The following is a 20,148-nucleotide window of genomic DNA, read 5'->3' as shown; positions in this document are numbered from 1 at the left end:
TCCTCACCGGATCATGCGCGATTAGGTGGATTATCTCCACCAGTAAAGCGATCTACCATCAGGTTTTCAATATGAGGAGCACAAGATGAAAACCTGGTTGATTACTGGCGCCAGCAGCGGGCTGGGCCGATTGATGAGTGAACGTTTACTGGCGCGTGGCGATCGCGTAGTAGCGACGGTGCGGCGTGAACAGGTGATGGCCGATCTGCAGCAAACCTATGGCGAACGGCTGCAGGTTATTACGCTCGATCTGGCGCACACCGCCAGCATCGCGCCCACCATTGAACGCGCCTTTGCCGCCGTCGATCGCATTGATGTGGTGGTGAGCAATGCCGCTTACGGCCTGTTCGGCGCAGCTGAAGAGTTGAGCGATGCGCAGATTGATCGGCAGATCGCCACCAATCTTACCGGCTCAATCCAGCTGATTCGCGCGGTGATCCCGCTCCTGCGCCAGCAAGGCGGCGGGCGCATCGCACAGGTTTCCTCGGAAGGCGGCCAGGTCGCTTATCCCAATTTCAGCCTGTATCACGCCACGAAATGGGGGATTGAAGGATTTGTCGAGGCGGTACGCCAGGAAGTCGCCAGTTTCGGTATCGATTTCCTGCTGGTCGAGCCGGGCCCCACCGCAACCCATTTTGGCGCCGGGCTGGACGTGGCAGATGCGCTAGAAGTTTATCGTGAAAACGCTGCTGGCCAATTGCGGCAGGCAATTCTTTCAGGCGATTTCACCATTGCCGGCGATGCCGGGAAATGCGTTACGGCGATGATCGCCACGCTGGATCAGGCCAGCATGCCGCTGCGTTTAGCGCTTGGCAGTACGGCGTATCAGAACATCGAAGCGGCGCTGGAAGGGCGGTTGGCGGAGCTGCGCGGGCAACGCGATGTGGCATTCGGCGCGGATGTGTAATCGTATAATTTAAAAATCACGCGAGTGCCATGCAGAACGCGTGGCACAAAAAAGCCGGGAAGACCGGCTTTTTGTTTAATCATCGGTAAGTTGTTCTGGCATGCACTCGTAAAGCTCAGCGAGCTTGGCGAGATTAAAATCACGCGGTTTTTCGCTTTTTTCCATGGCGGAGACAGACGCTTGCGTGATGCCAAGCGCTTCAGCAACCTGCTTTTGAGTCAGCTTACGATAAATACGCCATGCGGCATGAAGGGTGACACCCTTATTAATGGCGATGTCTACGACGTCACCTGGAATCAAGGCGTCATCATTAATACCGGATTCGTAAGGGATTGATTCCCATAGTTCAGTGAAATCAGCATGTTGAGTCATTTTTTCGAACAGCTCGATGGGAACAATTGCCGCTTTGCGGTTGCCAGCACTGTCAGTGATGAATTCGATCATAGGATGTATGTTCCAGTATTCAGCGTTATCAGTTTTTTGAAAACGAGTTGAGAATCTGTGAATTAAGGCAGCAAATCTCTACCTTGATTATTTATATGTTCCGCTGGTACGTCTCATTACCTGCTGAATAGCGATGATTTTCGGTTCCTCGCCTTTGTTATAGTCGAACAAAACACGATAATTTCCCCATCTAAGCCGATAGTCAGCCTGACCATTTTTCAAAGACTTAACATCCAGATTGGGCGGAACAAGCGGAAACTTTTTTAACTCATTCACTTGCTCATTCAGCTTCTTCCTTTCGTTAGCGTCTGCAATGGCTCGCATCTGCTTCAGAGCAGCTTTGCGCCAATGTAGCTCTGGCATTCCCTTACCTCACTTGTTACAAACACTCCTCACTGGATTTAGATATTATAGATATTATTTTCTATATCTGCAATGTATATAGATTTTTACTGTGTTTTAGTTCTATATAATCACAAAGCAGAGGGTTTGGCGGCTATCCATCATCAACGCTTTTGAGCCATCTTCAGAATAGAATGGCGTGCACCGTCGCACGCAGCGCAATACCGAGCAGAATGCCAGGCACGGCAAAGCGGAACAGGCGCGGGAATCGGCTCGACAGGCCAAGGTAAATCCCGATGCCGGGCAGGTCAAAGGTCTGAATCAGTAATCCCGCCGAGGCGTTGATGTTGTGCGCGCTGTATAATCCTTTCTCCACCAATCCCGCCACCACGCCGTAATAGGCGGTGCCGCCCGCCAGACATTTGGTCAGCGCCGGAAGAATATAGACTTTGGAAATATTCAGCTTATCCAGCAGCGGCGACACCAGACGCGTAAGCATTTCAATCCCGCCCGCTTCTTTCAACATGCCAACCACCGATAATGAAATAATCAGCATCGGCAGCGAACCCAGCGCCAGACGAATCGCATCGGATCCGGCGCTATTAATGATGCCAATCAGCCCCATTTTATTTTCGCTGTTGGTAACGGCCTCATCTTCATTTAATAGCGCCGCATCGGAAAGTTTGCGGCCAAACAGGTGATAGGTTGCCGCCGCTGCTAATACACCGCCGCAGATCGAAATAATTAGCGCTGTGCTCCAGTGTAATCCCGCCGGAATCAGGGGATAAAAGGTGCTGGCCTGGCCCATCGCAAACAGCATCGCCAGCGTGGCCGCCATATGACGATCGGACGTACCGCGCTTTTCCATGATGGCCAGCGCCGCCAGCGGGGCCGCGAAGCTGACGAAATTAAGTTGAATCATGGCAAAAAATGCCAGCCCGGTAATACCGAAGGGTTTTAATAACGGTGTGGCATGACGTACAACAAAATCCAGTACGCCTTTGACCTCCAGATATTTCATGATGAATAACATCACCACCATAATAGGAATCAATGTGTAGAGCGCCACGTCTACCGAGGCTTTGCCTGCGGACATAATGATATCAATAATATTCATGCCCGATTCCGACCTTTGCTCACACCGTTCTCCCCGTAAAAATAAATAAGCTGGCAATGCCATGAAGTTTGCGGTGCGCATTAATGCGCGCCCTGCAGCACAGAAATAAATCTTATCCTGTGCGTGGATTATTGAGTAGTGAAGAAAAAGGTATATAAATTGCAGCCATAAAAAAACCAGCCATATTAAACGGCTGGTTTTTCAATTCCGGCGGGAAATATTAACGCATCGTCACAAACTCTTCCGCCGCCGTTGGGTGAATCGCTACGGTGTTATCGAAGTCTTGCTTGGTTGCGCCCATTTTCAGCGCCACCGCGAAGCCTTGCAGCATCTCATCCATACCGTTGCCGATACCGTGAATGCCGACAATCTTCTCTTCCGGGCCAACGCACACCAGCTTCATACGGCACGGCTGGCGATGCTGGGTAACGGCGGTATACATCGCGGTGAAAGAAGATTTATACACTTTCACCTGATCGTCGCCGTACTGTTCGCGCGCCTGCGGTTCGGTCAGGCCCACGGTGCCAATCGGCGGATGGCTGAACACCACGGTCGGCACGTTGCTGTAATCCAGATGCTCGTCCGGTTTGTTGTTGAACAGGCGCTCGGAGAGACGACGACCTGCCGCCACGGCCACCGGCGTCAGTTCCACCGCGCCGGTGTTGTCGCCCACCGCGTAGATGCCTTTCACGCTGGTGTTCTGGAACTTATCGACCTTGATGTAACCTTTGTCGTTCAGCGCCACGCCGGTTGCTGCCAGGTTGAGGTTGTCGGTCGCCGGCTCACGGCCAATCGCCCACACCAGGCAATCCACGGTTTGCTCGTGGCCGCTTTCCAGCTGCAGCGTCAGGCTGCCGTCGGCGTTTTTAATCACGGCTTTTGGAATCGATTCGGTGTGCAGCGTTGGGCCTTCGGCCTGCATCACTTCTACCAGCGTATCGACGATCAGCGGATCGAAGCTGCGCAGTGGCGCATGCTTACGCACGAAGAGATGCGTTTCCGCGCCCAGCGCATTGACCACGCCCGCCAGCTCAACCGCGATGTAACCCGCGCCCACGACCGCCACGCGTTTTGGCAGCGCATCGAGTTCGAAGAAACCGTCAGAATCGATACCGTATTCCGCGCCCGGCACCTTTGGATGGCTTGGACGCCCGCCGGTGGCGATCAGAATATGATCGGCAGTGAGTGTTTCACCGTTCACTTCCACGGTGTTGGCATCGATAAAGCGCGCGAAACCTTTGATCACCTCAACCTTGTTTTTACCCAGCACGTTGTCGTACGAGCTGTGAATGCGGTCGATGTAGGCGCTGCGGTTTTTCACCAGAATTGACCAGTCAAACCGGTTTACCGTGGTATCAAAGCCATAATCTGGCCCATAAAGATGAATAGCTTCAGCGATTTGCGCCGCATGCCACATAACCTTTTTCGGTACGCAGCCGACGTTGACACAGGTGCCGCCCAGCTCTTTGGCTTCAATCAGCGCACACTTCTGGCCGTGCATCGCGGCACGGTTAATCGAGGCGATACCGCCGCTGCCGCCGCCGATGGCGAGGTAGTCAAAATGTCTGGTCATCCGTTATGTCCGTCTGTTGGAAGAAAATTGGCATAGAGTTTAACGCTATGACGATTATTGACGCAAAGATTGCACCTATGATTGTAATAGCATTGATTTTTATGTCCGATTACAGGGAAGCATAGCATGCAACTGACATTCCTCGGCACCGGCGGCGGTGCGCCCAGCCTGCAACGTAACGTCACGGCGATAGCGCTGACGCTATCGAAACGTGGCGACACCTGGCTGTTTGACTGCGGCGAGGCGACGCAGCATCAATACATGCGCTCTGCGTTAAAGCCGGGCAAGCTGGAGAAAATCTTTATCACCCATCTGCACGGCGACCACATCTTTGGACTGCCGGGCTTGCTCACCAGCCGCTCCATGGCCGGCATCCCCGAACCGATGACCATTTACGGGCCGAAAGGTATTCGCCAGTTTATTGAGACGGCGCTCAGTTTGAGTGGCTCGTACACCTCTTATCCGCTGGAGATTATCGAGATCGACGCCGGTTTAGTGCTGGATGACGGCGAAGTGCGCGTGACGGCCTGGCCGATGAATCATGTGATTGAGTGTTATGGCTATCGCATCGAGCAGCACGATAAACCAGGCTTCCTTGATGCGCCGCGCCTGAAAGCCGAAGGCGTACCGCGCGGGCCGTGGTATCAGGATTTGAAAGCGGGTAAGCGTATCCAGCTGGAAGATGGTCGCGAGATCAACGGCGCGGATTATCTTGGCCCGGCAACCAAAGGCAAAGTGCTGGCGATATTTGGTGATACCGCGCCCACCGACGTGGCGCTCCAGCTGGCCGCGAATGCCGATGTGATGGTGCATGAAACCACGCTGGAGGCGGCGCTGCAGGAGAAAGCCAATGGACGCGGCCACTCAACCACCATTCAGGCTGCGGAAGTAGCGAAACAGTCGGGGGCGAAGCGCATGATCGCCACGCATTTCAGCTCGCGCTATTTATCGAAGGATCGGGAAAAACTGCTGGCGGAGTGCCAGTCGGTGTTTGCGGCGACCGAGCTGGCACATGATTTCGCGGTGTTCGAGGTTTAGTGCTGTAGCGCCGGATAGGTGAAGAACAGCAGATGCGTCATGTTGAACAGGAAATGGATGCCGGTGGCGACCCACAGGCGTCCGCTCCACTGCCACGCCAGGCCGTAAATCAATCCGGCGAGCGTGGCGAAGATCATCAGCAGCGGTCCGCCAGGGAAATGCGCCAGACCAAACAGCAGCGACGTCAACAGCAATGCCGCCACGGCACCAATGTGCTGGCGCAGACGCTGTTGCAGATAGCCACGAAAGAACGCTTCTTCTGCAAGTGACACGAAGAACAGGTTCGCCAGCATAAAACGGCCCAACCATTCCGGCCAGTGGGGTTCAACGGCCAGGCCACCCAACTGCACCGCGACATACAACAGCAGCGGAATCGCCGCCAGCAGCGCCAGCCACAAAATTTTAAGTCGCGGCGGCGCGGATTGGGTGCGGAACAGCTGCGGCAAGCAGATGAGCAGCACAAACGGAATCAGCGCTTTATCGAAGTTGTACGAGAAACTAAAGGGCAGGCTGAGCGGCCCGGCCTGCACATCTTCCACCTGGCGCGGATTTTTGAAGCCCGGGAAAAAGTGTACAAACAGGCCGATGGCAATGGCAACCAGCGCGGCTTCACTCACCCACTGAATCCAGCGCGCGTTATTTTCCACGCGAATCCAGGCGATGACGGCAATGGCGCCGAGCAGCAGCATCGCCGGCCAATCCAGCACATCCTGGAACAGCCCAAGAATGGTGGCGAGCGTGAGCAGCAGTACCGAAAAACGTTTGGCGGGCGATAGCATAGCAAGCGCGCCAGCCAGAATGATCCACATGATAATAGTCCTGATAGGCTGGCGACGCGGTAAGGCGAACTTACTCTGGCACGATCTGCGTGACGCTGAAGTGACCGGTTCCGGCGGGCACCAGCTTCTGATGCAGCCACGGCAGCAGCTCTTCCATCTGCGCTTTCAGCTTCCACGGCGGGTTAATCACGATCATGCCGGAAGCCGTCATGCCGCGCTGATCGCTGTCTGGACGCACCGCCAGTTCAATCTGCAGAATGTTGCGGATATTAGTGGCCTGCAGATCTTTAACCATGTGTTTGATCTGCTGACGCATCACCACTGGATACCACAGCGCAAACACGCCGGTGGCGAAACGCTTGTGACCTTCCTGAATGCCTTTCACCACATCCTGATAATCGCTTTTCAACTCATATGGCGGATCGATCAGAATCAGGCCGCGACGGCTCAGCGGCGGCAGCTTGGCTTTCAGCTGTTGGTAGCCATCACCACGCGCCACGCGCGCACGTGAATCTTTGCTGAACTCGGTGCGCAGCAGCGGGTAATCGCTGGAGTGCAGCTCGGTCAGCTCCATTTTGTCCTCTTCACGCAGCAGGAAGCGGGCAATCAACGGCGAACCAGGATAGTACTTTAAGGTGCCGTGCGGATTGAGATTACGCACCGCCGAAAGATACGGCTTGAGCAACTCCGGCACATCCGGCTGCTGCCAGATGCGGCCAATGCCTTCCAGATATTCACCGGTACGCTCGGCGTGCTCTCCGCTCAGCAGGTAACGTCCGGCACCGGCGTGGGTATCCAGATAGAGGAAAGGTTTTTCCTTCTCCATCAGGGCGGTGAGGATCAGGCTTTCAACGGTGTGTTTCAGCACGTCGGCATGGTTGCCGGCATGAAAACTGTGGCGATAACTCAGCATAAAAAAAGGGGGTCCGCGGTTGGATCAAAGGGAGTGAAAACATCGTGTGTGGCGCGATTATAGCCGCGCTGCATAAAAATTGCTGACGTTTTGGCTGCCGCTTAAGTTTTGCGCCCATGCGCCGCTATAGCCGGTTGCGATCAGACTTCTTGTCGGTAATTTGCTACGAAATGACGTGATACTCGAAATTTCATCACGGATTAAGTAAGTTAGTTTCCGATAACGAAGCGGTCATGAGCGAAATGCCAGGTGGTTCTGGCAGGAAACTTTCCGGTGAAGACCGTATAATTTTTTGCTTAAAGCATCTCAAACAACTCCTGGTGACAATAATGAAAAAAATGACTGGTGTCGCGGTGGCAAGCCTGTTGGTACTGACTGGCTGCGCGAAACAACAACCCGTTCATAGTTTAGTAACGCCGCCGACTGCGGACGAACAATCCGCCGCGCAAACCGCGCCAGAGCAGCAAGGTACGCCATTTGTGGCTTCAGCGCCGGCGCAACCCGCGACGGCTTCACTCAGTGACGACCGTTCCAGCAACATTCAGCAGTGCCGTAAAGAGCTCGACGCGATGCGTCTGTATAGCCAGGCGTCATTTGACAGCTATCAGGTCGAATTCCAGAAAATCGGTGCCCAGACCAATAAATACCTGCAAATTAAAGATTCCATTGGCGCGGATATTAACGACTTAGTGATGCCGCGTTATCAATTCCAGATTCGTGAATTGTGCTTCCGTATTAAGACACGTCTGTCACAGCTGATTATTCGTCAGGCCGGTTAAACATCTGTATTTAACCCCCTGAGCATTAAGCTGCCGTACGATAATTCCCGCTTTGCATGGGCTTCAGCACTATTAAACCAATAGCGCTGAAGCCTTTGTTGCTTTTTGGCCGTGACAGGAACATGTGATGAGACAACGTCATCGGCCGTGATGCTGGATTATTACCGTGTTTTTACTCTCCGCCTGAGTCTTAGCGCAGCCTTTTCTTCGTGGGTCCGGTCTCAGTGGCATTGATTTTCCTGTCATCAAGCCGCATGTTAGTAAAATGCGTCGCGCGAGCATTCGCGCCACTACTTCATCATGAAAGGACTGCGCTTATGACCAATCCGTTACTCACGCCTTTTTCGCTGCCCCCGTTTTCTGCTATCAAACCTGAACATGTGGTTCCTGCGGTTACCGAAGCGCTGAACGACTGTCGCGCAGCGGTGGAGCGCGTTGTGGCGCAAGGCGCGCCTTACACCTGGGAAAATCTGGTGCAGCCGCTGGCTGAAGTTGACGATCGCTTAGGTCGCCTGTTCTCGCCGGTCAGCCATCTGAACTCGGTGAAAAACAGCCCGGAACTGCGCGAAGCTTACGAGCAAACGCTGCCGCTGCTGTCCGAATACAGCACCTGGGTCGGCCAGAATGAAGGTTTGTATCAGGCCTATCGCAACCTGAAAGAGGGCGATAGCTACGCGGCGCTGGATACCGCGCAGAAGAAAGCGGTGGATAACAGCCTGCGTGATTTCGAGCTGTCCGGTATTGGCCTCGATAAAGAGAAGCAAAAGCGCTACGGCGAAATCGCGGCACGTCTTTCTGAACTGGGTTCGACCTACAGCAACAACGTGCTCGACGCCACCATGGGCTGGAGCAAGCTGGTGACCGATGAAGCGGAGCTGGCGGGTATGCCGGAAAGCGCGCTGGCCGCCGCCAAAGCGCAGGCCGAAGCCAAAGAGCAACAAGGCTGGCTGCTGACGCTGGATATCCCAAGCTATCTGCCGGTGATGACTTACTGCGACAACGCTGCGCTGCGTGAAGAGCTGTACCGCGCATATTCAACGCGTGCTTCCGAACAGGGCCCGAATGCCGGCAAATGGGACAACGGTCCGGTGATGGCGGAAGAGCTGGCGCTGCGTCATGAACTGGCTCAGCTGCTGGGCTTCGACTCTTACGCCGACAAATCGCTGGCAACCAAAATGGCGGAAAATCCGGCGCAGGTCATCGACTTCCTGACCGATCTGGCGAAACGTGCCCGTCCGCAGGGTGAAAAAGAGTTGGCTCAGCTGCGCGCCTTCGCCAAGAAAGAGTACGGCGTCGACGAGATGAATCCGTGGGATCTGACGTATTACGGCGAGAAACAGAAACAGCATCTTTACACCATCAGCGACGAGCAGCTGCGTCCGTACTTCCCGGAAGCGCGCGCGGTGAGTGGTCTGTTCGAGGTGGTTAAACGCATTTACGGCATCACCGCTAAAGAGCGTAAAGACGTCGATGTTTACCATTCAGACGTGCGCTTCTTCGACCTGTTCGACGAAAGCGGTGAACTGCGCGGCAGCTTCTACCTCGATCTCTACGCACGTGAACACAAGCGTGGCGGTGCGTGGATGGACGATTGCGTCGGCCAGATGCGTAAAGCCGACGGCAGTCTGCAGAAGCCGGTGGCCTATCTCACCTGCAACTTTAACCGTCCGCTGCAGGGCAAACCGGCGCTGTTCACGCACGATGAAGTGATCACGCTGTTCCATGAATTCGGTCACGGTCTGCATCACATGCTGACGCGCATCGAAACGCCGGGCGTGTCTGGCATCAGCGGTGTGCCGTGGGATGCCGTCGAGCTCCCGAGCCAGTTTATGGAAAACTGGTGCTGGGAGCCGGAAGCGCTGGCGTTTATCTCCGGCCACTACGAAACCGGTGAACCGCTGCCGAAGGAACTGCTGGATAAAATGCTGGCGGCGAAAAATTATCAGGCGGCGCTATTTATTCTGCGTCAGCTGGAGTTCGGCCTGTTCGATTTCCGTCTGCATACCGAGTTCGATCCCGCCCAAGGTGCGCGCATCCTCGAAACCCTGCGTGAAGTGAAGAAGCAGGTTGCCGTGGTGCCAAGCCCGGAATGGGGCCGTTTCCCGCACGCCTTCAGCCACGTCTTTGCTGGCGGATATGCGGCCGGTTACTACAGCTATCTGTGGGCCGACGTGCTGGCTGCCGATGCCTATTCGCGCTTCGAAGAAGAGGGCATTTTCAACCGTCAGACTGGTCAGTCGTTCCTCGACAACATCCTGACGCGTGGCGGTTCCGAAGAGCCCATGGAGCTGTTCAAACGCTTCCGTGGCCGTGAACCGCAGCTCGATGCGATGCTGGAACACTACGGAATTCAGGGATAAGCCGGCTTGTGAAAATTGGTTTAATCGATGAAACGGGCGCCGGAGACGGCGCCTTATTACATTTAGCCGAGCGCTGGGGTTTGCAGCAGGACGAACAGGCGACGATGGCGCTGGTGTTAACCGCTGAGCATCTCGAGCTGCGTAAACTGGATGAGCCGAAACTCGGCGGCATCTTCGTGGATTTCGTCTCTGGCGCGATGGCGCATCGGCGTAAGTTTGGCGGCGGTCGCGGCGAAGCGGTGGCGAAAGCGGTCGGCATCAAAAGCGGTTATCTGCCAGACGTGGTTGATGCAACGGCCGGTTTGGGGCGCGATGCGTTTGTGCTGGCGGCGCTGGGCTGTCGCGTGCGCATGCTGGAGCGCCATCCGGTGGTGGCGGCCTTGCTGGACGATGGCTTGCGTCGCGGTTATCAGGATGCGGAGATTGGCGGCTGGCTGCGCGATCGGCTGACGTTGCTGCACGCTGTTAGCCAGCAAGCGCTGAGCGATATCACGCCCGCGCCGGATGTGGTCTATCTCGATCCGATGTATCCGCATCGCCAGAAAAGCGCGATGGTGAAGAAAGAGATGCGGGTGTTTCAGTCGCTGGTCGGTGCGGATGATGATGCTGATGCGTTGCTGGAACCGGCGCGCCGTCTGGCGAAGAAGCGCATTGTGGTGAAGCGTCCGGATTACGCGCCGCCGTTAGCGGGCGTGGTGACGCAGGATGCGGTGGTGACCAAAAGCCATCGTTTTGATATTTATCCGCCGCTGGGGTAATAACGCAAACAATGCGCAATACATTGCGCCGCTACAAAAAATCAGGCCGGTAACCCGGCCTGATTTTTATTCTTCGTCTTCGTCGCGTAACGGCACAATCAACATGTCGATATGCACGGTGTTAATCAACTGGCGCGCCGATGACATCAGCTTGCTCCAGAAGTCCTGATGGTGACCACACACCACCAAATCCACATCATATTTCTTAATCGCATCCACCAGCACCTGGCCAAGATCGCCGCTGCCGCTCAGGGTTTCACTGATCGGATAACCGGCATTGATCGATAGCTCTTTCAGCGCGGTATGCGTCTCTTCAGAAATACGCTTCTGCATGTCGCCCAGATTGACATCAATCAGCCCGGTGTAGAGGTCTGAATAGTTCACATCAACGTGGATCAGCGAGATTTTTGCATCATAAGGACGGGCCAGCGAAACGGCTTTATCAACCAGCAACTGGCTTTCCGGGGAAAGGTCTACTGCAATCAGGATGTGTTTATAAGCCATGATAAAACTCCTTTCTCAAGATTCGGGGCAATCTTCCTGCTTTCACGGTCGGCGATTCCTTTGCGCGAGACGGCGATGAAGCGCCACCAACCAACTATTTCAGCCTTGCAGGCGGTTTTTGTTATGTCCTGAGTATAGCCAGAGTTGTTAACAAATGCTGCAAGCGCAAGTTCGCTTGTGAGGCAGATCAAGCGTTATCGGCTTTTTCACTCGCCCTGAACGAAAATCATCGCTGGAAAAAAATTCAACAGATCTCCTACACTGAAAATAAGTGCCACTGCCATATGCGTTGCGCACTCAGGTTCGCATAACAACAATGCAATCGACATCATTCAATGGCTGGTTTATTTCCCGTGCGGCGTCTACAGCAATTCCCCGCTGCGTTCGACGTCGTTGCGGCTCCAGCCGGGAGGGGAACATGATCAGCACTATCGCGCTTTTTTGGGCTCTGTGTGTGGTTTGTCTGGTGAATATGGCGCGCTATTTCTCTTCTTTGCGCTCACTTTTAGCCGTTTTGCGCGGTTGCGATCCGCTGTTATATCAATACGTGGATGGTGCGGGTTTCTTTACGTCGCACGGGCAGCCGAGTAAGCAGGTGCGGCTGGTGCGCTATATCTGGGAGAAGCGCTATCACGATCATCATGACGACGAGTTCATTCGCCGCTGTGAGCGCGTGCGCGGGCAGTTTGTGCTGACCAGCGGGCTCTGCTTTTTGGTGGTGGTGAGTTTGATTGCGATGGCGATCTGGCAATAAAAAGGGCGACATCGCGTCGCCCTCGAATATTTCTGCGCTTTGCTTAGATCAGTTTCAGTGCAATCCAGTAGAGCGAACCCGACAGCAAAATACACACCGGCAAGGTGAACACCCACGCCATAGCGATATTTTTGATGGTGCGACTCTGCAATCCACCGCCATCGACCAGCATGGTACCGGCCACCGACGACGACAGAATGTGCGTGGTAGAAACGGGCATACCGGTGTAACTGGCCACGCCAATCGATACCGCGGCCGTCACCTGCGCCGACATCCCTTGCGCATACGTCATGCCTTTCTTACCGATTTTCTCACCAATGGTGGTGGCAACACGACGCCAGCCAATCATGGTGCCGATGCCCAGCGCCAGCGCCACAGCCACAATAATCCAGATCGGTGCGTACTCAACGGTGCCCAGCAAATCGCTTTTCAGCTTGTTGAGGAAGCGCTTATCGTCCGCGCTGGTTTCCGGCAGCTTGGCCACTTTATCTACGGTATCGGAAACGCACAGCAGCAGGCGACGCATCTGGCTGCGTTGATCAACCGTCAGCTGATCGTAGCTCTGCAGATTGTTCAGCAGCAGCTGCGCACGATCGATAGCCTGCAGCGCACGGCTGCTGTCGCAATGGAACTCCTGCGGACCGCCAAGCGATTCATCTGGCGTTGGCACCACAGGCGGCGCCATCTGCACCATGTGCGTCAGTGATTCGTTGTGCTGCTGATAATACTGCTCCAGATGGTTTACGGCATCGCGCGTGCGGGTGATGTCATAACCCGACGCATTCAGGTTCACCACAAAACCAGCCGGCGCAACGCCGATCAGCACCAGCATAATCAGGCCAATGCCTTTCTGACCATCGTTAGCGCCGTGTGAGTAGCTCACGCCAATCGCGGAAACGATCAGGGCAATGCGCGTCCAGAACGGGGGCTTTTTCTTGCCATCAATCTTTTCACGGTCAGCAGGCGTCATGTGGATGCGTGAACGCTTGGTGGTTCCGCTCCAGTAGCGACGCAGGATAAAGATCAGACCGCCTGCAATCACCAGACCTACAATCGGCGAAAGAATCAGGGACATGAAGATATTGATGACTTTCGGCAGGTTGAGCGCGTCAACCACCGAGGTGCCGGTCATCAGGGCGTTGGTGAGACCAATACCGATGATGGCGCCAATCAATGTGTGAGAACTGGACGCCGGCAAACCCAAATACCAGGTGCCAAGGTTCCAGATAATCGCGGCCAGCAGCATGGAGAAGACCATGGCGAGTCCGTGAGCCGAACCGACATTCAACAGTAAATCGGTCGGAAGCATGTGAACGATGGCATACGCCACGCTCAATCCACCAAGCAAAACACCTAAGAAGTTGAAAACACCCGCCATGACAACCGCCAGTTGCGCCCGCATCGCACGGGTATAAATGACAGTCGCGACCGCGTTAGCAGTGTCGTGAAAACCGTTGATTGCTTCGTAAAACAATACAAACAGCAGAGCAAGAATCAGTAACAGGCTGGTACTGAGGTCGAGACCAGCAAACAGATGTAGCATAAACGTTACGCCATTTTGGGAGGACATGAACGCGGCGCATTATCTGCGACAACGTGCGCGATATGAAAGAAAAATATAGCTCTTTATTGTCTTAAAATTGTAATGCAGCGTATAGATTTAGCTGAAAACAGCTTAAAATTAGTAAGTTACATTATGACACATTTACGGCATTTTTTTGAAGCTGGCGCTAAAAGCCGCAAATCCCTACAATCAGCGCCTTTCGAGCAAGGCGGATAAAAGCAGTGGAAAAGTTTGACGTTATCATTATTGGTGCAGGCGCAGCCGGCATGTTCTGCGCTGCGCAGGCAGGGCAATTGGGTCGCCGCGTATTGCTGCTGGATAACGGCAAAAAAGCCGGTCGCAAGATTTTGATGTCGGGCGGCGGTCGCTGCAACTTCACCAACATGCACACCGAACCGGCGGCGTATCTGTCGCACAATCCGCATTTCTGCAAATCGGCGCTGGCGCGCTACAACCAGTGGGATTTCATCGATCTGGTCAATCGCCACGGCATTGCGTATCACGAGAAAACGCTCGGGCAATTATTCTGCGATGACTCCGCACAGCAGATTGTCGATCTGCTGTTGAAAGAGTGTGATGCCGGCCAGGTGACGCTGCGCCTGCGCAGTGAAGTGCTGAGCGTTGAGCGCGACGATAACGGTTATACCTTGCAGCTGAACGGCACATCGGTGCAGGCAGAAAAACTGGTGATCGCCAGCGGCGGGCTCTCGATGCCAGGCCTCGGCGCCACGCCGTTTGGCTATAAAGTGGCGGAACAGTTCGGCCTGAAAGTGTTCCCGACGCGTGCGGCATTGGTGCCGTTCACGCTGCATAAACCGCTGCTGGAACAGCTCAACACGCTGTCGGGCGTCGCGCTGCCCACCACCATCACCGCGCAGGACGGCACCTTATTTAAAGAAGCGATGCTGTTTACCCATCGCGGCTTATCGGGGCCCGCCGTGCTGCAAATCTCCAGCTACTGGCAGCCGGGTGAATTCGTCACCATTGATTTGTCACCTGCCACTTCGCTGGATGATTTCATTCATGTGCAGCGCGAAGCGCATCCCAATCTCAGCCTGAAAAACAGTCTGGCGAAAATTCTGCCAAAACGGTTGGTGGAAGTGCTGCAGGAGCTAAAGCAGATTCCTGACGTCACGCTGAAGCAGCTTAACAGCAAGCAGCAGGGCGAACTGGTCAGCACGCTGCATCAATGGCGCGTGCAGCCAAACGGCACCGAAGGCTATCGCACCGCAGAAGTGACGCTAGGCGGCGTCGATACCACCCAACTGTCGTCAAAAACCATGGAAGCGCGCGATGTGCCAGGTTTGTTCTTTATCGGCGAAGTGGTGGACGTTACCGGTTGGCTGGGCGGCTACAACTTCCAGTGGGCGTGGAGCTCGGCCTGGGCGTGCGCGCAGGCGCTTTAAAAGGTAATCTTTACACCCAGTTGTGTCTGCCAGTTGCTGGCACCTTCCTGACTTAGGCGATGTTGCCACTTAAGCTGGCTATTAAGCTGAACATTCTCAGTCAGTTGCCAGCCAACGTCGCCGCTATATTGCAGGTGCTTACCGCCTCGGCCAGTACGCAGATTATCTTTATCTACCGCAACATTGCCCGCATGGCCGCTGTACTGCACATAGCGTGTTTCAAGGCCAAATTTCAGGCTATCTGTTGGTCTGAAGTCATATTTCATACCGCCAGAGAACTGCAGCTGTTTTTGCTGTGAATAACCAATATGTAGATTGTCGTTGTCATGAATATCCTTGATGCGTGCCCATTGCATGGTGGCGCCCAGCACTGGGGTGAACGCATGTGAACCCTGCTGCCAGCGCCAGCCAACATCCATACCGATATTGGCGCTGCGGGCTTTTACCTGCGCCACCTTATCTTTTTCATCACTGCTTATATTGCCGCGATAGTGACCGACGCTAATCGGCAGAGCCAGTTGCAGGCCATGCTGTGGCTGCCAGCTCAACATGGCATTGATACCTTGAGTATCAACCTGCCCGTGGCTGTTGCCGCTGGACTGTGAGGGCTCCAGAGTGAAGTGACCTTTACTGATCGCCACACTCAGTGCCAGCTGTCGTTGCTCATCTTCCGTCAGTAATCCACGTAAGCCTACCAGCCAGCCGTAATAGCGGTTTTCACTCTGGTTGTGATTGGCTTCGCTGCGATAGCGCTCATCAACGCTAAAACCCGAAATGAACAGGTCATGGCGACCATCCCGACCTGCAAGTTGTGCATCATAGATAAAGCGTGCTTGCAGATTTTCATCCATACCAAAGAGTGCGGCAGGCAGAGCGGCATAAGCTGGGATTTGTGGCTTAGGTCCTGGCACGGAGGGCGGCGGCGGGGGAGGTGGATTGCCATCGAGCACGGGGTCGATCAGATCCGGATCGGGTGGAAGCGGAGCAATCATCGAGCTCTGCAGCCGGTAAAACCAAAATAAATGGGGCCTGCTACCGGCAAGCTTTCCCTGAATATGCGGGCGATTAGCCGCCGGATTGAAATCATCATACCAGCTGTTTCGTGCGAAAAATTTCCCCACCATTTTTAAGCTGTCAGCGGCTGCATGTTTAACGTTATGCAACAGCGAATCGGAGTGGGGATGCTCGGATAAAGGCGCTAAAACCGCTTCGGTTGATGAGTGAGAAAGGGGGGTTACAGGAAGCGGTGGAATGTCTGAAGAAAAGGGTTTTATCTCTTTAGCATATAACGGCTCGAAGCTACAAAGTGCACCGATAGCCAGCGTCAGCTGAGTCAGGTTCATCGTATCTGGTCGATTTATGGCGAAAGGGTTTGCAACTTATAGTGACCTGTTAGTCGAGCTATTTAAGACCTGTCTTGTTTTGACGGGCAAAATGAATCGCTCGGCAGCTGATCACAGTTAACTGGTTACGTTATGGATGCGGCCGGCAAAATATGTGCGGCCAGCCGAATGCTGTTACTATCGCGCGTTTCCTTTTTCCAGCGGATAAACCATTCATGTTAAAACTCAAATTTATTGTGCCGTTGCTGATCGTCATCAGTGCCGCGGTTTGGTGGCTGATGCCGCATTACAGCGATGAGGACAAAGGCTATTACATCGCCATGTTCTGTTCGCTGACTCACGACGGACGCGGCAATACCGCGCAGGATATGCAGCAGATTATTGAAGGCAGTAATGCAGATTACGCATTGCAGAAGATTCATTTCCAACAGGGTTTGGCTGATCATCTGCAAGCGGTGTGGCAGGATTTGTCGCCCGAACAGCAGCAACAAGCGCGGCAGGAAAGACTCTCCTGCCGCCGTTTGATGTCTGAGAAATTGCTACCGGGCCAGCCGGTTCAGTAATTATTGAACGGGCAGCGCAGGGATTAAAAGCTGCGCCGCCGTTTTAAGAAGCCGCTCAACACCTTCCCGCTCCCATATCGCAAAACGTTTCGCAGCAGAATCTGACGCCAATTTTGCGAGACGCCCCGCATCCGCTTGGACGTTACTTGTTGTACTAATTGATATTTTTCGCAGCGCCGCGCAAAATACACACAGTCACATGGTGCAGCAATCGCTCGCTGAGCATGATGTTGGCACGCGCCTCACATCAACTCAGGAGCTTCACGGATGACACTCGCGATGATGAACACACACAAAGCCTTTAAAGCACTGCAGTTGGCCGGCGTCAGCGACCAACAGGCCGAAGCCATGGTCGAGATCTTTACTGAGATGCAGCAGGATAATGCGTTATCTCGTGCTGATTTAATGAAGGCCGGTGAAGGAATTACAGGGAGCATTAAAGAACTGGATGTTCGACTTACCGGCGATATCAGAGAGCTGGATATTCGGCTTACTGGTGCGATTAAAGAACTGGATAAGCGGCTGAGTGGTGCGATTAAAGAGCTGGATGACCGGCTTAGTGCTGCTATTCGAGAACTGGAGGTTCGGCTTACTAATCTGGATGTTCGACTGAGTAGTGAGATTAAAGCAGTCGATGTTCGCCTGACCAGAGTCGAAGCTCGCCTTGATCGCATAGAAAAAGACATTGAAGTTATCAAAGCCGATGTCTCTGCTTTAAAAACCGATATGCGCTGGATCAAACGTTTGCTAATGGTGATGACCACCACGATGGTCATTGCAGCGATCAAATACATTTTCTCTTAGATCTTGTGCTCCTGCGGCAGGAGTACAGTCGGCTGTACTCTCAGCGCGGCGCGATTCACATTCCCGCACACGCGCTGCCAGCAAACGCGCTCAGCGCCGCGTAATTTGAAGCGGCGCACACTTATCACGAAGTAAAACTACAACACTGCGCTCCAGATCATCAGACTGGAGTCCAGCATGTTGGAAATTACGCCTGTCCCCGCGCTGACGCGCGCCATTGCGATTCTCGACTTTATTGCCCAGCACGGACCGTGCAGTGCCGCCGAGATCATCGAAACGCTGGCGCTTCCCAAAAGCAGCGCCTATCTGCTATTCGCTGAACTGAAAAAACAGCGTCTGATCACTATCGATCGCAACAACAACTATTGCCTGTGGACGCGGCTGGTGGAGTTTGCCGGTCACGCACTGCAGCGCATGGATATCCGCGATATTGCGCGTCCACCTCTGACACGTTTAATGCAGCAGACCAATCTGCTGTGCCACCTCGGCATCCTCGAGGGTGGTCACGCCTGTTACATCCTCAAACTCGAATCCGCCGCCACCATCAGCGTGCGCTCACACGAAGGCAAAAGCCTGTCGCTGTATCGCTCGGGCATTGGCAAATGTCTGCTTGCCTGGCAGCAACCTGAAGAGCAGGAACGCATCATCAGCGGCCTGCGTTTTGTGGCGGTGACGCCAACCTCGCTGCGTAATGCCGACGCGCTGCGTACCGAGCTGGCACGCATTCGCCGTCAGGGCTGGAGCTTTGATAACGGTGAAGATTATCCCGATGTGCGCTGCGTCGCCGCGCCGATTTTCAATGCCCGCCAGCAGCTCGTCGCCGCCATTTCGCTGGTGGGCACCCGACTCGACATTGACGACGACAAACGCGATTACCTTGCTGGCCAGGCGATTGCCTGCGCCCGCGATATTTCCCGTCTGCTGGGCTGGCGTAGCCCGGCGGAAAAACACGCCTCGTAACCAGGAGAAGAGCATGTCCCTACCTAAAATTAAAACTGTCCGCGCCTACTTTGCCGGTGGCGCTACCGCGGATAAAGCAGCGGCTGGCGGCGATTATCACGATCAAGGTGCCAATCACTGGATTGACGACCACGTCGCCACGCCCATGAGCAAATACAAGCAGTATGAGCAGTCGCGTCAATCCTTTGGCATCAACGTGTTAGGCACGCTAATTGTCGAAGTCGAAGCCGATAACGGTCAAACCGGTTTTGCCATTACCACCGGCGGCGAAATGGGCTGCTTCATCGTGGAAAAGCATCTCAACCGCTTCCTTGAAGGACGCTGCGTCAGCGATATCAAACTGATTCACGACCAGATGATGAACGCCACCCTGTATTACGCCGGATCGGGCGGCCTGGTGATGAACACCATTTCATGTGTCGATTTGGCGCTATGGGATCTGTTCGGCAAAGTCACCGATCTGCCGGTGTACAAACTGCTGGGCGGCGCGGTACGCGATGAACTGCAGTTCTACGCCACCGGTGCGCGTCCGGACCTGGCGCAGCAGATGGGCTTTATCGGCGGCAAAATGGCGGTGCAGTGGGGACCGCACGATGGCGATGAAGGCATCCGTAAAGAGGTGGCGCGCATCGCTCACTATCGCGAAAGTTGCGGCCCGGATTTCTGGCTGATGCTTGATTGCTGGATGAGCCAGGACGTCAATTTCGCCACCAGGCTGGCCCACGCCTGCGCACCTTATAACGTCAAGTGGCTGGAAGAGTGTTTGCCGCCGCAACAGTTCGAAGGATACGCCCAGCTGAAACAGCAAGCGCCGCAGGGCATGTTGATCACCAGCGGCGAACATCACGGCACGCTGCAATCTTTCCGCACGCTGGCTGAAACCGGCATCGATATTTTGCAGCCTGATGTCGGTTGGTGCGGCGGCCTGACCACGCTGGTGGAAGTGGCGGCGCTGGCGAAATCACGCGGCCAGCTGGTGGTGCCGCACGGCTCCTCGGTTTACTCGCATCACGCGGTGATCACCTTCACCAACAGCCCATTCAGTGAATTCCTGATGACCAGCCCGGATTGCAGCACGCTGCGCCCGCAGTTTGATCCGCTGCTGATCAACGAACCGGTACCGGTTAACGGTCGCATGCACAAATCGGTGCTGGATAAACCGGGCTTCGGCGTGGAGCTGAATCGCGATGGACTGAAGCGTCCTTATCAACACTAATCGCAGCGGCTGCGGCGACGCGTC

At 54.6% G+C, this 20,148-nt stretch carries 20 protein-coding genes; 11 read left to right on the top strand and 9 right to left on the bottom strand.

From position 1 onward, the window contains the following. The first annotated feature begins 85 nt into the window (after positions 1–85). Positions 86–907 (top strand): SDR family oxidoreductase, encoded by an 822-nt coding sequence (locus ACVLVH_RS21040; protein WP_192414756.1) that lies wholly within the window; start codon positions 86–88, stop codon positions 905–907. A gap of 75 nt (positions 908–982) precedes the next feature. Here ACVLVH_RS21040 and ACVLVH_RS21035 read toward each other — a convergent pair whose 3' ends face one another. From ACVLVH_RS21035 to gorA, 4 genes are all read right to left on the bottom strand, one after another. Next, positions 983–1,351, bottom strand: coding sequence for a helix-turn-helix domain-containing protein (locus ACVLVH_RS21035; RefSeq protein ID WP_110867668.1), 369 nt, complete (start codon positions 1,349–1,351; stop codon positions 983–985). Between the two features lie 87 nt (positions 1,352–1,438). Further along, positions 1,439–1,714, bottom strand: coding sequence for a type II toxin-antitoxin system RelE family toxin (locus tag ACVLVH_RS21030; RefSeq protein ID WP_101762732.1), 276 nt, complete (start codon positions 1,712–1,714; stop codon positions 1,439–1,441). Between the two features lie 163 nt (positions 1,715–1,877). After that, positions 1,878–2,810: a nucleoside recognition domain-containing protein gene (locus ACVLVH_RS21025; protein ID WP_192414758.1), complete on the bottom strand. Its 933-nt coding sequence runs from the start codon at positions 2,808–2,810 to the stop codon at positions 1,878–1,880. Positions 2,811–3,030: 220 nt separating this feature from the next. Next, positions 3,031–4,383: a glutathione-disulfide reductase gene (gorA, locus tag ACVLVH_RS21020; RefSeq protein ID WP_192414760.1), complete on the bottom strand. Its 1,353-nt coding sequence runs from the start codon at positions 4,381–4,383 to the stop codon at positions 3,031–3,033. Positions 4,384–4,509: 126 nt separating this feature from the next. Here gorA and rnz point away from each other — a divergent pair, with 126 nt between their 5' ends. Then, on the top strand, positions 4,510–5,421 hold the full coding sequence (gene rnz / locus ACVLVH_RS21015; RefSeq protein ID WP_192414762.1) for a ribonuclease Z: 912 nt from the start codon (positions 4,510–4,512) through the stop codon (positions 5,419–5,421). On the opposite strand, the gene ACVLVH_RS21010 is transcribed toward rnz, so the two are convergent. Both ACVLVH_RS21010 and ACVLVH_RS21005 read right to left on the bottom strand, forming a co-directional pair. Then, a complete protein-coding gene (locus ACVLVH_RS21010) occupies positions 5,418–6,230 on the bottom strand; it encodes a CPBP family intramembrane glutamic endopeptidase (protein WP_192414764.1) in 813 nt (270 codons plus the stop codon). The genes rnz and ACVLVH_RS21010 overlap by 4 nt on opposite strands. A gap of 40 nt (positions 6,231–6,270) precedes the next feature. Beyond that, complete coding sequence (locus ACVLVH_RS21005) at positions 6,271–7,113, bottom strand: 23S rRNA (adenine(2030)-N(6))-methyltransferase RlmJ (RefSeq protein WP_101762727.1); 843 nt, start codon at positions 7,111–7,113, stop codon at positions 6,271–6,273. 329 nt (positions 7,114–7,442) lie between these two features. Between ACVLVH_RS21005 and ACVLVH_RS21000 the strand changes: the two genes are divergently transcribed. From ACVLVH_RS21000 to rsmJ, 3 genes are all read left to right on the top strand, one after another. Next, positions 7,443–7,892 carry a YuaE family lipoprotein gene (locus ACVLVH_RS21000; protein WP_225614580.1) on the top strand — a complete coding sequence of 150 codons (450 nt, stop codon included), beginning with the start codon at positions 7,443–7,445 and terminating at the stop codon, positions 7,890–7,892. Positions 7,893–8,209: 317 nt separating this feature from the next. Then, the gene (prlC, locus tag ACVLVH_RS20995) at positions 8,210–10,252 is read left to right on the top strand and encodes an oligopeptidase A (RefSeq protein ID WP_192414766.1); all 2,043 of its coding nucleotides are present in this window, start codon (positions 8,210–8,212) and stop codon (positions 10,250–10,252) included. Between the two features lie 8 nt (positions 10,253–10,260). After that, positions 10,261–11,010 (top strand): 16S rRNA (guanine(1516)-N(2))-methyltransferase RsmJ, encoded by a 750-nt coding sequence (gene rsmJ, locus ACVLVH_RS20990; RefSeq protein WP_176972605.1) that lies wholly within the window; start codon positions 10,261–10,263, stop codon positions 11,008–11,010. A 66-nt stretch (positions 11,011–11,076) separates the two neighbouring features. Here the strand turns inward: rsmJ and uspA are convergent, their stop codons facing one another. After that, the gene (gene uspA / locus ACVLVH_RS20985) at positions 11,077–11,514 is read right to left on the bottom strand and encodes a universal stress protein UspA (protein ID WP_007889892.1); all 438 of its coding nucleotides are present in this window, start codon (positions 11,512–11,514) and stop codon (positions 11,077–11,079) included. A 418-nt stretch (positions 11,515–11,932) separates the two neighbouring features. On the opposite strand from uspA, the gene uspB reads away from it, so the two are divergent. Then, positions 11,933–12,268: a universal stress protein UspB gene (gene uspB / locus ACVLVH_RS20980; protein WP_008108136.1), complete on the top strand. Its 336-nt coding sequence runs from the start codon at positions 11,933–11,935 to the stop codon at positions 12,266–12,268. Positions 12,269–12,311: 43 nt separating this feature from the next. Here uspB and pitA read toward each other — a convergent pair whose 3' ends face one another. Further along, the gene (pitA, locus tag ACVLVH_RS20975) at positions 12,312–13,811 is read right to left on the bottom strand and encodes an inorganic phosphate transporter PitA (RefSeq protein ID WP_137386695.1); all 1,500 of its coding nucleotides are present in this window, start codon (positions 13,809–13,811) and stop codon (positions 12,312–12,314) included. A 242-nt stretch (positions 13,812–14,053) separates the two neighbouring features. On the opposite strand from pitA, the gene ACVLVH_RS20970 reads away from it, so the two are divergent. Then, a complete protein-coding gene (locus ACVLVH_RS20970) occupies positions 14,054–15,238 on the top strand; it encodes a BaiN/RdsA family NAD(P)/FAD-dependent oxidoreductase (protein WP_137386694.1) in 1,185 nt (394 codons plus the stop codon). Here ACVLVH_RS20970 and ACVLVH_RS20965 read toward each other — a convergent pair. After that, a complete protein-coding gene (locus ACVLVH_RS20965; protein ID WP_192414769.1) occupies positions 15,235–16,230 on the bottom strand; it encodes an autotransporter domain-containing protein in 996 nt (331 codons plus the stop codon). The two genes, ACVLVH_RS20970 and ACVLVH_RS20965, sit on opposite strands and share 4 nt — an antisense overlap. A gap of 566 nt (positions 16,231–16,796) precedes the next feature. Between ACVLVH_RS20965 and ACVLVH_RS20960 the strand changes: the two genes are divergently transcribed. The 4 genes from ACVLVH_RS20960 to rhmD all read left to right on the top strand — a co-directional run bounded on the left by ACVLVH_RS20960 (position 16,797) and on the right by rhmD (position 20,124). Further along, positions 16,797–17,144: a hypothetical protein gene (locus ACVLVH_RS20960; RefSeq protein ID WP_192414771.1), complete on the top strand. Its 348-nt coding sequence runs from the start codon at positions 16,797–16,799 to the stop codon at positions 17,142–17,144. 267 nt (positions 17,145–17,411) lie between these two features. Next, positions 17,412–17,948 carry a CCDC90 family protein gene (locus ACVLVH_RS20955; protein ID WP_192414773.1) on the top strand — a complete coding sequence of 179 codons (537 nt, stop codon included), beginning with the start codon at positions 17,412–17,414 and terminating at the stop codon, positions 17,946–17,948. Between the two features lie 177 nt (positions 17,949–18,125). Then, a complete protein-coding gene (locus tag ACVLVH_RS20950; protein ID WP_101762719.1) occupies positions 18,126–18,908 on the top strand; it encodes an IclR family transcriptional regulator in 783 nt (260 codons plus the stop codon). Between the two features lie 13 nt (positions 18,909–18,921). Next, positions 18,922–20,124, top strand: coding sequence for an L-rhamnonate dehydratase (gene rhmD / locus ACVLVH_RS20945; RefSeq protein WP_192414775.1), 1,203 nt, complete (start codon positions 18,922–18,924; stop codon positions 20,122–20,124). The last annotated feature ends 24 nt before the right edge of the window (positions 20,125–20,148 follow it).

This window comes from Kluyvera sp. 1366 (assembly GCF_054823405.1).
This window is presented reverse-complemented; position numbering and strand designations above follow the sequence as displayed.